Origin of the sequence: Streptomyces sp. LaBMicrA B280 (assembly GCF_049222185.1) — a bacterium.
Classification (GTDB): Bacteria; Actinomycetota; Actinomycetes; order Streptomycetales; family Streptomycetaceae; genus Streptomyces; species Streptomyces murinus.
The window spans coordinates 85,256-99,518 of the sequence record NZ_JBMJCT010000011.1 but is presented as its reverse complement, the minus strand read 5'-3'; the positions used below and the strand labels follow the sequence as shown (position 1 = coordinate 99,518).

11 protein-coding genes and 1 pseudogene are annotated in these 14,263 nt (G+C 73.6%); 8 read left to right on the top strand and 4 right to left on the bottom strand.

Going from position 1 to position 14,263, the window contains the following annotated elements:
- The first annotated feature begins 182 nt into the window (after window positions 1-182).
- Window positions 183-899, top strand: a complete 717-nt coding sequence (locus tag ACLF5H_RS10655; protein WP_421675815.1) for an HNH endonuclease family protein — start codon at window positions 183-185, stop codon at window positions 897-899.
- Window positions 900-926: 27 nt separating this feature from the next.
- On the opposite strand, the gene ACLF5H_RS10650 is transcribed toward ACLF5H_RS10655, so the two are convergent.
- The 3 genes from ACLF5H_RS10650 to ACLF5H_RS10640 all read right to left on the bottom strand — a co-directional run bounded on the left by ACLF5H_RS10650 (window position 927) and on the right by ACLF5H_RS10640 (window position 4,638).
- Window positions 927-2,039, bottom strand: coding sequence for a hypothetical protein (locus ACLF5H_RS10650; protein ID WP_421675814.1), 1,113 nt, complete (start codon window positions 2,037-2,039; stop codon window positions 927-929).
- Between the two features lie 67 nt (window positions 2,040-2,106).
- A complete protein-coding gene (locus ACLF5H_RS10645; RefSeq protein WP_421675813.1) occupies window positions 2,107-3,858 on the bottom strand; it encodes a M48 family metalloprotease in 1,752 nt (583 codons plus the stop codon).
- Between the two features lie 72 nt (window positions 3,859-3,930).
- Window positions 3,931-4,638: a hypothetical protein gene (locus ACLF5H_RS10640; RefSeq protein ID WP_421675812.1), complete on the bottom strand. Its 708-nt coding sequence runs from the start codon at window positions 4,636-4,638 to the stop codon at window positions 3,931-3,933.
- Window positions 4,639-4,817: 179 nt separating this feature from the next.
- On the opposite strand from ACLF5H_RS10640, the gene ACLF5H_RS10635 reads away from it, so the two are divergent.
- The 7 genes and pseudogenes from ACLF5H_RS10635 to ACLF5H_RS10605 all read left to right on the top strand — a co-directional run bounded on the left by ACLF5H_RS10635 (window position 4,818) and on the right by ACLF5H_RS10605 (window position 13,471).
- A complete protein-coding gene (locus ACLF5H_RS10635; RefSeq protein WP_421675811.1) occupies window positions 4,818-7,013 on the top strand; it encodes an N-6 DNA methylase in 2,196 nt (731 codons plus the stop codon).
- 101 nt (window positions 7,014-7,114) lie between these two features.
- Complete coding sequence (locus ACLF5H_RS10630; protein ID WP_421675810.1) at window positions 7,115-7,759, top strand: hypothetical protein; 645 nt, start codon at window positions 7,115-7,117, stop codon at window positions 7,757-7,759.
- A gap of 65 nt (window positions 7,760-7,824) precedes the next feature.
- A pseudogene (locus ACLF5H_RS10625) lies at window positions 7,825-9,316 on the top strand (protein kinase domain-containing protein).
- A gap of 108 nt (window positions 9,317-9,424) precedes the next feature.
- Window positions 9,425-10,252: a glycoside hydrolase domain-containing protein gene (locus ACLF5H_RS10620; protein WP_421675809.1), complete on the top strand. Its 828-nt coding sequence runs from the start codon at window positions 9,425-9,427 to the stop codon at window positions 10,250-10,252.
- A 194-nt stretch (window positions 10,253-10,446) separates the two neighbouring features.
- Window positions 10,447-11,100, top strand: a complete 654-nt coding sequence (locus ACLF5H_RS10615; protein ID WP_421675808.1) for a SurA N-terminal domain-containing protein — start codon at window positions 10,447-10,449, stop codon at window positions 11,098-11,100.
- A gap of 101 nt (window positions 11,101-11,201) precedes the next feature.
- Window positions 11,202-12,191, top strand: a complete 990-nt coding sequence (locus ACLF5H_RS10610) for a nucleoside triphosphate pyrophosphohydrolase (RefSeq protein WP_421675807.1) — start codon at window positions 11,202-11,204, stop codon at window positions 12,189-12,191.
- A complete protein-coding gene (locus tag ACLF5H_RS10605) occupies window positions 12,188-13,471 on the top strand; it encodes a cytochrome P450 family protein (protein ID WP_421675806.1) in 1,284 nt (427 codons plus the stop codon). The genes ACLF5H_RS10610 and ACLF5H_RS10605 overlap by 4 nt, the downstream gene beginning before the upstream one ends.
- Here the strand turns inward: ACLF5H_RS10605 and ACLF5H_RS10600 are convergent.
- Window positions 13,465-14,148 carry a DUF899 family protein gene (locus ACLF5H_RS10600; RefSeq protein WP_421675805.1) on the bottom strand — a complete coding sequence of 228 codons (684 nt, stop codon included), beginning with the start codon at window positions 14,146-14,148 and terminating at the stop codon, window positions 13,465-13,467. The two genes, ACLF5H_RS10605 and ACLF5H_RS10600, sit on opposite strands and share 7 nt — an antisense overlap.
- Window positions 14,149-14,263: the final 115 nt, after the last annotated feature.

Genomic DNA, 14,263 nt, shown 5'->3' with positions numbered 1-14,263 from the left:
ACGGACGAACGGTCCGTGCGCCGTTCTACGGCCGCCGTGTGCCCCACCTCACGCCCCGCTTGCCCCTGAATCCTCCCTTTGGGACCCATCTGCCGCTCCGAAGCGGGCAGTTACCGTAAGGGGTGGAACGATCCGCCCCGCTTCCGAGGGCGGACCCACAGGGCGAGCAAGGGGGGCGTGGCATGACGCGTCTGAAGAGTGCGACGGTCTGTGCGGTGGTCGTACTGGCCGCCGCGACCGGCTGCAAGTCGGGTCAGGACAAGGGGGCTTCGGGCCCCGAACCGAAGAGCGGCGGCGGCGTCGTACTGACCGCCGCGAAAGCGCTGCCCGTCAAGGGCCGCGCCCCGAAGACCGGTTACTCCCGGGAGCGGTTCGGCAGCGCGTGGGCGGACACGGACTCCAACTCCTGCGACACCCGGGACGACATCCTCAAACGCGACCTGAAGGACGTCAAGTTCACCGGTGGCACCTGCAAGGTCACCTACGGGCTGCTGGACCCGGACCCGTACTCGGGCAAGGACATCACCTACCGGCGCGGCGCCAGCAAGGTGGACATCGACCATGTCGTCGCCCTCTCGGACGCCTGGCAGAAGGGCGCCAAGTACTGGGACGCGAACAAGCGGATCGCGCTGGCCAACGACCCGCTCAACCTCATCGCGGTCGACGCGAGCGCCAACCGCGGCAAGGGCGACGGCGACGCGGCCACCTGGCTGCCGCCGGACAAGGACTACCGCTGCTCGTACGTGGCGACGCAGGTGGCGGTGAAGAAGAAGTACGGCCTGTGGGTCACCTCCGGTGAGCAGGCGGCGATGGAGAAGGTCCTCACCGCCTGCCCGAACCAGAAGCTGCCCTCCGGCGGCAACCCGACCGAGGCCCCCGCGCGCTTCAAGGCGCGCTAGGTCCCCGGCCGAGGGGCGCCCCCGCCGTCAGCGCACACGCGACGGCGGGGCCGGGCGGCCCGCCTTCTCCCAGCCGACGAAGGTGTTGGTGCGGGCGTGCACGAACGCCTTCACCGGGTCGCCGGAGTACGTCCACGGCACGCTGCCGACGTATTCGCCGACCGCCCGGAACTGCTCCACCGCCTCCGCGTACCGCTTCCTCTCGAACAGCATCTTGGCCAGCAGATGCCGTACCAGCGGCAGCCGGTGGTGTCCGGCCGGGACCCGGGCCACGGCGTCCAGGGTGGCGTCGATGGCCGAGTCCACGAACGGCTGGTCGTACACCGGCCCCTTGGCCTCCCGGCAGGCGTGCTCGAACAACGCGTACAGGCGCAGCACGGGCAGCAGGCTGCCGGGCGGGGCGGCGGCCGCGGCCTGCTCGGCGAACGCGTACATCAGTTCGTGCGAGCCGCGCCACTTGGCACACCAGTACTGCAGGGCTTTGACGTGGGCGCCGAAGTGGTGCGGGGCGCGCGCGGTGATCTCGCCCCACAGCGCCCTGAAGTCCTCGTGCGACCAGCCGAGCCCTCGGGCGATGCTGAGCTGCGCGATCCAGGGGCAGGGGTCCTCGGGCGCCATCCGCGCGGCCTCCTGGCAGGCGGGCAGTGCCTCGGCCAGCAGCCGGTGAAAGCCCTCGAACTGCTCGGCCGTGGTGTGCTTCGCCAGCTTCGCGCCGCGGACCCTGCCCGCGAGCACGATGAGCGCGTCGGCGTGTACGAGCGCGGCGGACGGGTCGTCGGGGTACTCGGTCCGCCACGCCTTGACCCAGGTGTCGTCCTCGGCGGCGGCGTACACAAGGATGCCGAGCCGGTACCAGCGCAGATCCCAGTCGCGGCCCGCGTCCGCGAGGTAACCGGCGGCCCGCCGCCAGTCACCGGCGAGCGCGGCCGCGGCCACCGCGTCGGCCTCGGGATCGGGGCCCGCGTACCGCTTGTCGAGCTGTGCGGCGGGCACCAGACCGTAGGCGGCCGCGTTGATGGTGACCGGCGCCTTGGCCTTCTCCTCGGCCTTCTGGGCGCGCGCCTTGCGGATGTTGCGCGGGATGGTGACGGCCGCGTAGGCGAGGACGCCGACACCGGCTATGTCGATCAGGACGTTCATGAACGGGGTCTTTCGGGTGGTCGGGGCCGCCTCGGGGAGGTGCCCGGGGAGGGCGGGCGAGCGGCCGTCAGGCCAGGGTGTGGGGTGCCCGCCCGGTGCCGTCGAGCGGTCCATGGGCGCCGCCGCGCAGCAGCAGGGTACGCAGGGGCGCGGTCACGGCCGGTTCGGCGACCGCCCGGTCCAGCGCCGTCGGCAGGTCCTCGGTGAACCACGCGGGCGCCGACTGCCGCACCGGGGGCCCCGCCCAGCACAGCTCCCACCGGCACAGCCCCGTCTCCAGCGCGGCGCCCAGCGCCAGTTGGCGCAGGGCCGAGCGGAAGGCCGTACGGGCGAACTCGCGCGCCGCCCGCCCGCTGCTGCGGGCGGCCTGCCCGGACCGCGGCAGCCGGGCGGCCAGCTCGTCCAGCAGGCCCTGATCGAGCAGGTCGAGCAGGTCGAGCAGGTGGCCCAGTGCGCTGGCGCCGGGGGCGGCCGGGGCACCGGTCGGCCCGGCCATGGCCGCGAGCAGCGGTGCCGCCTCCCGCGCGAAGGCCTCCCGGCGTGTCCGCCAGGGGAGTTCGGACCAGGGGACCCGGTGTCTGGACAGCGCTTCCGTGCTCAGGGTGGCCTGTTCCAGGTCGGCCAGGAGCCGGTCCGGCGTCCGGAGCAGGGCGGCGGCCGGACGGCGCGGGAGGGCGGGGGCCCGGCCGTCGTCGGGGAGCGACTCCAGCGCCCTGATCCGGTCGGCCGTGGGTGGATGGGAGGCGTACGGGGACCGGTCCTCGCCGGGCTCCTGAGGCAGCGGTTCGCGCGCCAGAGCCGTCAGCTGCGCCCGGCGGGTGTCGTCCGCGAGCAGCAGGGCGAACCCGCCGTAGAACTGCCCTTCGGGAGGCAGCAGTCCGGCGTCCCAGCCCATCAGGGCGTAGTGGTTGAGATAGAGCTCGTCGGCCGCTTCCAGCGCGGGGACGCGGCGCAGGGCGGCGGCCGTGGTGGCGGGCCCGGCGATCTCGGCCGCGACCAGGTCGGCCGCGTACTCCTGGCGACGGCTGACCGCCTCGGTCAGGCGCAGGCACAGCCTCGTGTACGCGGTGAAGACGAGCGTCAGGTAGTGGTCGGGCCCTCGCGTACGGCCCCGCTTCAGCGGTGGCGGCCTGCCCTCCGCGCGGCGCCGGGCGGCCTTCGCGGCGAACTCCGCCCGCTCCTGCGCCTCCTCGCGCGCGGCCCGCTCCGTCAGCGTGCCGACGGTGTGCGCCAGTCGGCCGCGCAGCGCCGCCACCAGATGGCCCAACCGGGTGTCGTGGTGGGCGTAATGGCCCAGCTCGTGCCCGAGGACGGCGGACAGTTCGGCCTCGGGCAGACCCAGCAGCAGGGCCACGCCGAGGAAGAGCCGCCGCTCGCCCGGGACAAGGCCGAGCCACCGGGCGTCCTCCCGCACCATGGCGACGGCGCCCGGGACGATCCGTATCTCCGCGGGCGGCCGGGTGCCCACCCGCTCGGCCAGCCGCCGTACGCGCTCCCACAGTTCCGGCTGTTCCCCCGGCGTCAGCGAGAGCCCGGGCGGCCCCTCCCGCCCCTCCTCGGGCCGTCGGCTGAGCACGACGACCCGCAGCACGCACCAGGCGACGGCCAGCGAGCCGAGGCAGCCCTCGACGGTGGCGACGGTGAACGTGCCCCGGACCAGCACGACGTCCAGAGCCGCCACGGCGACGAGCAGCGACAGGGCCAGCAGATAGAACCCGAGCAGCAGCCCGAGGGCGAGCGCGGCACGCAGGGAGGCGCCCGGCGCGCCGCGCCCCGCGGCCGGCCCGGAGGGTGCAGGACCGGCGGGACGGAGAGGCATCGGCACCCTTCGCATCGGCACCCTTCGCATTGGCACCCTTCCAGGAGGACGGGACGGAGGACGGCGGGCGGGCTACTTCTTCAGACCGGCGAGGAGCGTCGTCGTCAGCTTCTTCGCGGAAGCGGCCCCGTTGTCGGTGCCCGCCGTGGACAGCACGGTGACGACGGAGGAGCCGGAGCGGGCCGCGACGAGGGTGGTGCCGTTCTGCCAACGGCCGCTCGTCAGCGTCATCGTGTACGCCTCGTCGCCGAGCCCGGCGACGGCCTTGCCGGTGACCTTCACCTTGGCGTGCGCGTCGGTGTCCGTGTACGTGGCGCACTGGGCGGCGACGGTCGCGAACCGCTTCATCACGTCCTTCCCCTGGGTGAGCGGGAACTCGTCGATCTCCTGGGCGATCTCCTCGGTCTTCTGCGCGTTCACGTAGTCGTTCTGCGCGAACGAGGCGCTGTTCTCGTAACCGGTCACCTGGATCCAGGACGTGCTCTCCAGGTTGACGCAGTCCGGCTTCGTGGTCTTCCGGGCGGACGGGGAGAGCAGCTTCGCGCCGCTGTCGGCGGTGTTGTCGTCCTCGACGGTGTAACCGGCCGGGAAGGCGGAGGCGGGGGCCAGCAGCTTCGTCAGCCGCGTACCCGTGAGCAGGCCGGCGTTCGGGTCCTTCGCCCTGGTCTGCTTCGCGCTCGGGGCGGAGGCGTCCGTGGAGCCGGTGGAGCAGGCGGTGAGGGCCAGGGGCAGGGCCGCGGCGACGGCGAGCAGCGTGGCGGCACGGGACGAGAGACGCATGACAGTCCTTCAGGGCTGGTGGAATGCCGAACGGATGAGCGTTCGCTGGGTCAATAACAGCAGAGCCTGTGAACCGAGTCAACATGGTTCACAGGGTTCCGCAATGAACACGCCGTGAATGAAGGGATCTTGTGTACGCCGGTATGCTCGGCACAAACGGGACGAGGGGAGCGGGGCCGGTGCAGGATCAGGCGACAGAGGTGACCGCGGCCGGTATCGCGCGGCTCGCCGGAGTGGGCCGGGCCGCCGTCAGCAACTGGCGCCGTCGGCACGCCGATTTCCCCAAGCCGGTCGGAGGTACCGAGACCAGCCCCTCCTTCGCGCTCGCCGAGGTCGAGGCGTGGCTGCGCAAGCAGGGGAAACTCGCCGAAGTCCCGTTGCGCGAAAGGGTCTGGCAGCAGCTCGCGGGGCATCCCGAGGGCCCGCTCACCGCGCTGGTGCACGCCGGGTGCGCGCTGCTGCTGATCCATGAGCGCTCCACCCTCTGGCTGGCGGCGAGCACGGGCCCCGACGAGCGGCTGGCCCGGCTGCTGCCCGGCGCGCTGGCACAGGTGCTGCCCCCCCGGCTCGGCGAGCTGGCGGGAGTGCTGATGCCCGGGGTCGGGGCGCCCGGTGATGTGAACACGTCGAACGACTCCCAGGCGGCGGACAGGGGATCGAAGGCCCCGGGTGTGAACACCGCGCCGACGAACCCCGGTGTGAACGTCCCCGACTCCTCCGCCACCCCGGACACCCCGCCCCCGCTCCTGCCCTCCGCCCCCCTCCTGCCCTCCGCCCCCCTCCTGCCCTCCGTCCCCCTCCTGCGCGGCGCCGCCGAACTCGCCGCCGAGGTGGGGGCGCGGCAGGCGTTCGAGTTCCTGCTGGGCCGGCATCTGGACGCCAATCCCCGCCAGTACACGCTCACCCCGGCCGAACTCGCCGCCCTCATGGCCGACCTGGCCGGTCCGGCCCGTACCGTCCTGGACCCGGCCTGCGGCACCGGCGCCCTGCTGCGGGCCGTGGACACCCGCCCCGAGCAGTGGCTGCACGCCCAGGACAGCGCCCCCGACCTCGCCGCGCTCACCGCACTGCGGCTCGCGCTGCACTCGCGCGCCGGTGTGCGCGCCGCCGCCGGGGACGCCCTGCGCGCCGACGCCTTCCCGGAGCTGCGCGCCGACGTGGTGCTGTGCCACCCGCCGTTCAACGAGCGCAACTGGGGCCACGACGAACTCGCCTACGACCCCCGCTGGGAGTACGGCTTCCCGGCCCGCACCGAGTCCGAGCTGGCCTGGGTGCAGCACGCCCTGGCCCGGCTCACCGACGGCGGCACGGCCGTCCTGCTGATGCCCCCGGCCGCCGCCTCCCGCCGCTCCGGGCGCCGGATCCGCGCCGACCTGCTGCGCCGGGGCGCGCTACGGGCGGTGCTCGCGCTCCCGGTCGGGGCGGCGCCGCCGTACAACATCCCGCTGCACGTCTGGGTGCTGCGCCGGCCCGAGCGGAACCCGGCCTCCCCCCAGGTGCTGCTCATGGACACCGGACGGTTCGCCGGGGAGGGGCGCGGCGGCCCGGACTGGGCGGCGGTGCGCGAGGCCGTCCTGGACGCCTGGCGTGCCTTCACCCGCGCGGGACGGCTGGCGGAGCGGCCGGGCCTCGCCCGTTCGGTGCCGGTCATCGAACTCCTCGACGACGACGTGGACCTGGCGCCCGCCCGCCATCTGCCGCCGCCCGCCGTGGCCGACGGCGCCGAGCAGCTCGCCGCGGTGCGCGAACGCCTCGGCGAGACCCTGCGCCTGACCACCGACCTCACCCCACCGGCCGCCGACCCGGCGCCGCCCGTGCGCTGGCCGCTCACCACCATCGGCGAACTGGCGCGCGCCGGCGCCCTGGTGATGCGTACCGGCGGCAACGGCGGCCACGCGCGCCTGCCCGTACTCACCGACACCGACGTCCTTTCGGCGGCCGCGCCCTCGGGCACGCTGCCCGAGAGCGACGAGGAGGCCGTGCTGACCGAGCCGGGCGACGTCGTCGTACCGGTGCTCGGCGGCGGCTCCGTGGCGCGCGTGATCGAGGAGGCGACGGCGGGCGCCGCCCTGGGGCGCAACCTCGTTCTCCTGCGCCCCGATCCCACGGCGCTCGACCCCTGGTTCCTCGCCGGATTCCTGCGCGGCACCGCCAACAACCGGCAGGCCAGCAGCTACGCCTCCACCGCCACCCGGCTCGATGTGCGCCGCCTCCAGCTGCCCCGGCTGCCGCTGGCGGAACAGCGGCGCTACGGCGCCCGGTTCCACGCCCTGGACGACTTCGAGCGGGCGCTGCGGCACGCGAGCCGGCTCGGGGACCATCTGGTGCGCGGGATGTACGACGGCCTGACGGACGGCACCGTCGCCCCCGACTGATCCCTGACAACGGTTTGATACATCCCGGAGGTGTTGTCGGCGCCGGGCCATATGCTCGATCCACACGTCAGTTCCAGGGACTTCGGGCAACAGGAGCAGCCATGCAGGGCCACGGCCACGGACAGCCGGCCAAGAGGCCGCCGCACCTCGCGGTGCTGGTCCTGCTGCGCGTGCTGTTCGTGGCGGTCGGCTTCCTCAGCATCGGCTTCCTGGCCTGGGCGATGCTGTTGCGCCTGGTCGCCGTCACCCGCAGGCCCCTGGACTGGGGGCTGTTCGTGGCCGCGCTGTTCATCGACATCGCCGCCATCGTCCTGGTGGGCAACGACCCGTCCGAGGACGCGTCGGGCACCGGCGGCACCCTCGGCATGTCCCTGGTGCTCCTCACGCTGGTCGCCGTGACCACGTACTACCTGGTCGCGGAGATACGGCATTACGGGCGCCGGGCACGGGAGTTCGAGGCCCGGTCGGCACCGGCGTACGGCTACCCGGGCCCGGCGGCTCCGTCGTACGCCGCGCCCGTCATACCCGCCATGCCCGCCGCCCCCGTCCTCTCCGGCCTGCCCACCCCGCCCCCGACGGCCCCGCACACCCCCGTGCCCGGCCCGCCGCCCATCGCCCCGCCCCCGCACCGCCCCGCCCCCGCGCGCATCGACCAGGTGCGGGCCGAGCTGGACGAACTCAGCGACTATCTGCGCAAGCACGACGGGCAGCACGACGGCCGACGTGAGGACGGAAGCGGAAGGTGACCGTGGCGACAGGACGTCTCGTCGCCGGCCGCTACGAACTCTCCACCCTCATCGGCCAGGGCGGCATGGGCCAGGTGTGGACGGCGTACGACCAGCGGCTCGACCGGCGCGTGGCCGTGAAGCTGCTGCGCCCCGACAAGGTCGCGGGCCAGGAGGCCGACGAGCTGCGCCGCCGCTTCGAGCGCGAGTGCCGGGTGACCGCCCAGGTCGACCACCCCGGCCTGGTCACCGTGCACGACGCGGGCAGCGAGGGCGAGGAACTGTTCCTGGTCATGCAGTACGTGGACGGCGCCGACCTCGCCGACCACCTCGCCGAGCACGACCCCTACCCCTGGCCGTGGGCGGTCGCGGTGGCCGCGCAGCTGTGCGCTGTGCTCAGCGCCGTGCACGCCGTGCCGATCGTCCACCGCGACCTCAAGCCGCGCAATGTGATGGTCAAGCAGGACGGCCTGGTCACGGTGCTCGACCTGGGCGTGGCCTCCGTCATGGACACCGACACCACCCGGCTCACCCACACCGGCTCCCCGATCGGCTCGCCCGCCTACATGGCGCCCGAGCAGGCGATGGGCGGCGCGGTCGGCCCGTACACCGACCTGTACGCGCTCGGGGTGCTGCTGCACGAACTGCTCAGCGGCGACGTGCCGTTCACCGGCGCCACCGCGCTCGGCGTGCTGCACCGGCACCTGTACGAGCCGCCGCTGCCCGTGCGCCGGATCCGCCCCGAGGTCCCGGAGGCGCTGGAGAGCCTGGTGCTGCGCCTGCTCGCCAAGGACCCGCAGCACCGGCCGGCCTCCGCGCAGGAGGTGTACGAGCAGCTGGCGCCGCTGCTGCCCGCGCGCGGCATGCCCAGCGGAGCGCCCCTGGACCCCACGCGCCCCTTCCTGCGCCCGCACGCCCCCTGGCCCGACCGCGCCCGCACCCCCGCGCCCCGGCCGCGCCCGCACCCCCGCGCCCCGGCCGGCCCCCGCCGCACCCGCGGCCCCGGCCACCGGCAAGCCCGATGTCGCCGCCGCCGTCGACGAGGTCAAGCGGCTGCTGGGGGAGGGCCGGATCACCCAGGCCGTCGACATCCTGGGCTCGATCCTGCCCGCCGCGGCCGAACAGCACGGCCAGCACTCCCCGGTGGTGCGCACCCTGCGCAAGCAGTACGCGGCGACCCTCATGGACGACGGCCAGTACCGGCGCGCCCTGCCCGAACTGCGCAGGCTCGCCGACGAACGCGCCGCCGAGGCCGGCCAGGCCGACCCGGCGTCCCTGCGCTTCCGCTACGACGCCGCGCAATGCCTCGAACAGCTGGGCGATCCCGCGGCGGCCCTCGCCGAGTACCGCGCCCTGCTGCCGTACTACGAGAACCAGTACGTCTCCGGCGATCCGCAGCAGGCCCACGAGGTCCGCCGGCGCATCGGCCATCTGCTGCTCGCCCTCGGCGACCGGCCCGCCGCGCACGACACCCTCGCCCGCCTGGTGCTGGACGTGGAACGCCTCGGCGGCCCCGGCCACCCGATGGCCGTCGAGATCCGCCGCACCCTGCACTGGCTGGGCCAGGTACGCGGCTAGAGTCGTCCGGCACATTCAGCCATTCGCACAGACGTGGCACAGACGTGGCACAGGCGTCGCACCGACGTCGTACGGACATCGCACAGAGAGCCATCAGGGGTGGGCACCATGGCCGGACACCGGCAGTCCAAGAAGCGCAGACACATCACCTGGGCGGTGGCGGGCGCCGCCGTCGTCGCGGGGGCCGGTCTCGCCGCGCAGACCTCCATTGCCGCCACCACCTGGCCGGCCCAGAAGACCTTCACCGGGCGGGCGTTCGACGCCTGCACCGCGCCCTCGCTGACCACCATGAAGGCATGGCACACCGGCTTCTACGGCGCCGCCGCCGTCTACGTGGGCGGCAAGAACCGCGGCTGCGCCCAGCCCAACCTCACCGCGTCCTGGGTGAAGTCCGTCAGCTCCCTCGGCTGGAAGCTCGTCCCGCTCTACGTCGGCGCCCAGCCGCCCTGCCAGTCCGGCGCCAACCCGGAGAAGATGACCGCCTCCAACGCCGCGACCCTCGGCACACAGGACGCCAACGACGCCGTCGCCAAGGCCGCCGCCCTCGGCATGAAGGCGGGCAGCCCGATCTACCTCGACATGGAGGGGTACGACACCGCGAACACGTCGTGCAACACCGCCGTACTGACGTATGTGCGCGCGTTCGACAAGCAGTTGCACGCCAAGACGTACCGGGCCGGGTTCTACGGCTTCACCAGCTCCAGCGCCAAGGCGATCGCCACCGCCTCCGACAAGACGGATCTGCCGGGCAACCTCTGGTACGCGCTGTACGACAAGCAGAACACCACGACCACGGACTGGCCGTGGGGCGCCAAGCAGTACACCGGGCACAGCCGCGGCCACCAGTACATGGTCAACAGCAAGGAGGCGCACGGCGGGGTGACCCTCACCGTGGACCGCGACGCGTGGGACGGGCCGGTCGCGATCACGGGCTGACCGGCGAACTCGCGGGGGTGCGCCGGTGCCCGAAGTCGCGGTGAATCGTTGGTCGAATGGGTTGGCCGGAGCAGTGCCACTGCCTACCATCGATCACCGCAAGACTTTGTGCGCCCGCCCGCCGCCCGACCACCACCCCTGGCGGAGGCGCTGGCGCGCCGCACCTGTCCTTGCAATCTCCCCTGGAGGTCCCCTTGCACCGCCGCCGTCGCACCGCGCTCGTCCTCGCCGCCGCGATCGCCGCCGCGGCCCCCCTGCTGACCGCCTGCGGAAGCGAAGCGCACCCGGGCGCGGCCGCCGTCGTCGGCGGACAGCGGATCACCGTCGCGCAGCTGGAGAACCGGGTCGGCGAGGTCCGCGAGGCCCAGCGGGCCGCGGTGCCCGACCAGGGCCAGTACCAGCAGGTGCTCGCCCAGACCAGCAGCCTCACCCGCGACACCCTGCACAACATGGTCCTGGACCGGGTGATCCACCGGGCCGCGCGGGACGAGGGCGTCTCGGTCACCCGCAAGGAGGTGCAGCAGCTGCGCGCGAGCCTGGAGCAGCAGGCGGGCGGCTCCAAGGGCCTTCGGACCACCTGGCTCCAGAAGTACGGCATCGCCCCCGCGCACCTGGACGAGAACCTCCGCCTCCAGCTGGAGGCACAGAAGCTCGCGGCCCGGCTCGGCACCGACACCACCCAGCCCGCCTTCTGGAAGGCCCTGTCCAAGGCCTCTGGGGAACTGCACATCGACGTCAACCCGCGCTACGGCACCTGGGACGTGCAGAAGAGCAGCCGGGTGGACGCGAAGACACCGTGGGTGCGGGAGGTCACGGCGGTGGCGGGCGGCGCCCCGGTCACGGCGTAGACAGACGGACCGGCGACGGCGCAGGTCGTACGATCACACGACTCGGATGCCCCTGTGGATAACCGGATCCACTCGTCGCGGCGGTGGGTTACTTTCGGATCGTGAACGCATCCAGCCCCGCCGCCGGCCCCGGCCGCATCGTCCTCCTCACCACCAGCCACCGCGTCGCCCCCGGCCTGCTGTCCTGGCCCGCGTGGCGGGCGCTGCGCGCCGCGGACGCCGTGCTGTGCGCGGACGGCGCCCACCCGCAGCTGCCATATCTGCGGGAGGCGGGTATAGAGGTGTCCGAGGCGGCGCCCACCGCGCAGGAGCTGATCGACGCCTGCGCCGGCGGGCACACGGTGGTGGTCGTGGCCACGGGCGAGGGGGAGCCCGCCCTCACCGACGGCCTGGCCCGGCTGGCCGGCTCCGGCCGGGTCCGCATGCCCGAGCTGGAGCTGCTGCCCGCCTCGTACGATCTGCCCGGCGCCCGGCTGCTCGACCTCGTCCAGGTCATGGACCGCATCCGCGTCGAATGCCCCTGGTCCTCCCGGCAGACCCACGAGGGCCTGGCCAAGTACGGCATCGAGGAAGCGTACGAACTGGTCGAGGCGATCGAGGCCGGAGACCGCGCGGAGCTGCGGGAGGAGCTGGGCGACGTCCTCCTCCAGGTCGTCTTCCACTCCCGGATCGCCGAGGAGCACCCCGAGACACCGTTCTCCGTCGACGACGTGGCGGGCGGCATCGTCGCCAAGCTCATCCACCGCCACCCCCATGTCTTCGGCGACGAGGTGGCCGAGACCCCCGAGGACGTCAAGGCGCACTGGCTGCGCACCAAGGCCGAGGAGAAGCGCCGCACCTCGGTCACCGAGGGCATCCCCCTCGGCCAGCCCGGCCTCGCCCTCGCCGCCAAGCTCGCCTCCCGCGCCCGCGTCGCCGGTCTCGACGTCCCCCTCCCCGAGGGCGACGACATCGGCTACACCCTCCTCGCCCTCGCCGCCCGGGCCGAAGCCGCAGGCACCGACCCCGAGACCGCCCTGCGCGCCGCGGCCCGGACGTACCGGGACGCGATACGGAAGGCGGAGGGGCTGCCGGATACCGTCGAGGAGTGACCGACCAGCTTCCCCCCGATGACACCGTTCCCGCCGCTCCCGAGCTGTTCACCTGGGAGTTCGCCGCCGATCCCTACCCGGCGTACGCGTGGCTGCGCGAGCACGCGCCCGTGCGGCGGACCCGGTTGCCCAGCGGGGTGGAGGCATGGCTGGTCACGCGGTACGCGGATGCCCGGCAGGCGCTCGCGGACCAGCGGCTCAGCAAGAACCCGGCGCATCACGACGAGCCCGAGCACGCCAGGGGCAAGACCGGCATCCCCGGCGAGCGCAAGGCCGAGCTGATGACGCATCTGCTGAACATCGACCCGCCGGACCACACCCGGCTGCGCCGACTGGTCAGCAAGGCGTTCACGCCCCGCCGGGTCGCCGAGTTCGCGGACCGGGTGCAGGAGCTGACCGACGACCTCATCGACCGGTTCGCCGAGCGCGGCTCGGCCGACCTCATCCACGAGTTCGCCTTTCCCCTCCCTATTTACGCCATCTGCGACCTGCTCGGCGTCCCGCGCGAGGACCAGGACGACTTCCGGGACTGGGCGGGCATGATGATCCGGCACGGGGGAGGACCCCGGGGCGGTGTCGCCCGGTCGGTGAAGAAGATGCGCGGCTACCTCGCCGAGCTGATCCACAAGAAGCGCGAGGCGCTGCCCGCCGAGCCCGCGCCCGGCGAGGACCTGATCTCCGGCCTCATCCGCGCGTCCGACCACGGCGAGCACCTCACCGAGAACGAGGCCGCGGCGATGGCCTTCATCCTGCTGTTCGCCGGCTTCGAGACCACCGTCAATCTGATCGGCAACGGCACCTACGCCCTGCTCACCCACCCCGAGCAGCGCCACCGCCTGCAAGCGGCCCTCGCCCGCGGCGACGAGGAGCTGCTGGCGACCGGGGTGGAGGAGCTGCTGCGCTACGACGGCCCGGTGGAGCTGGCCACCTGGCGGTTCGCCACCGAGCCGCTCACCATCGGCGGGCAGGAGATCGCGCCCGGCGACCCGGTGCTCGTCGTGCTGGCCGCCGCCGACCGGGACCCGGAGCGGTTCGAGGACCCGGACACACTGGACCTCGGCCGCCGGGACAACCAGCACCTCGGGTACGGACACGGCATCCACTACTGCCTGGGGGCCCCGCTCGCCCGCCTGGAGGGACAGACCGCGCTGGCCACCCTGCTGACCCGGCTGCCCGATCTGCGGCTCGCCGCCGACCCGGACGAGCTGCGCTGGCGCGGCGGGCTCATCATGCGGGGCCTGCGCACCCTGCCGGTGGAGTTCACCCCGCCCGCTCAGTAGTCCAGGCCCGCGAACCAGTCGCCCCGGCCGCCCGGGGTCAGATCGAGCAGATGCCACACGGGGCTGAGGAGATCGATGCCGCGCTGGTCGATGTCCTCGGCCATCCGGGGGTGCGCGGAGTAGAAGTGCCGGACCGTGCCGTCCGCGTCCCGGGTGAAGACCGAGACCGTCGAGTCCTGGACGCCGTCTTCGTCCTCGCTGCCCAGGTCGTACTTGAAGGTGCTGTCCCCGGCACTGAGCAGCCGCAGCCGGGACCAGCCGCGGGCGCGGGCGTGCCGGCGCAGGGTGGGCAGGTCGGCGGCGGCCACCACCACCAGGTCGGCGTTGCGCGCGACATGGCGGGCGACGCCGTCGAAGCCGTCGATCCACAGGGTGCACATCGGGCAGGGGTCGGTCTGCCGCTTGCCGTACATGAAGTGGTAGACGAGCAGGGGCCGCTCCGGGCCCCCGGTGAACAGTTCGCTCAGGCGAACCTCGCGCTCCGGCGCGTCGCCCGCGTCCAGGTCGGCGGGGCCCTCCAGGAGGACATAGTCGTCGACCTCGGCCCCCGGCGGCAGCGACCGGCGCAGGGCCGCGACCCGTTCGCGCTCGCGCATCAGCTCGATCTCGGCGCGGCGCAGCTCCTCGCGGGCGGCGAGGTACTCCGCGGACTCACCGTGCAACCGGGTGTGCCGCATCTTGTGTCCTCCTGGGTGAACAGCCCCCCGGAATCAGGTCGGTTCCATGGTTCCGGGAGCCCCGCGCCCCGAGGATGAGGCGCCGCCGTGCCCGACGGGTGAAACGGGACGTGAC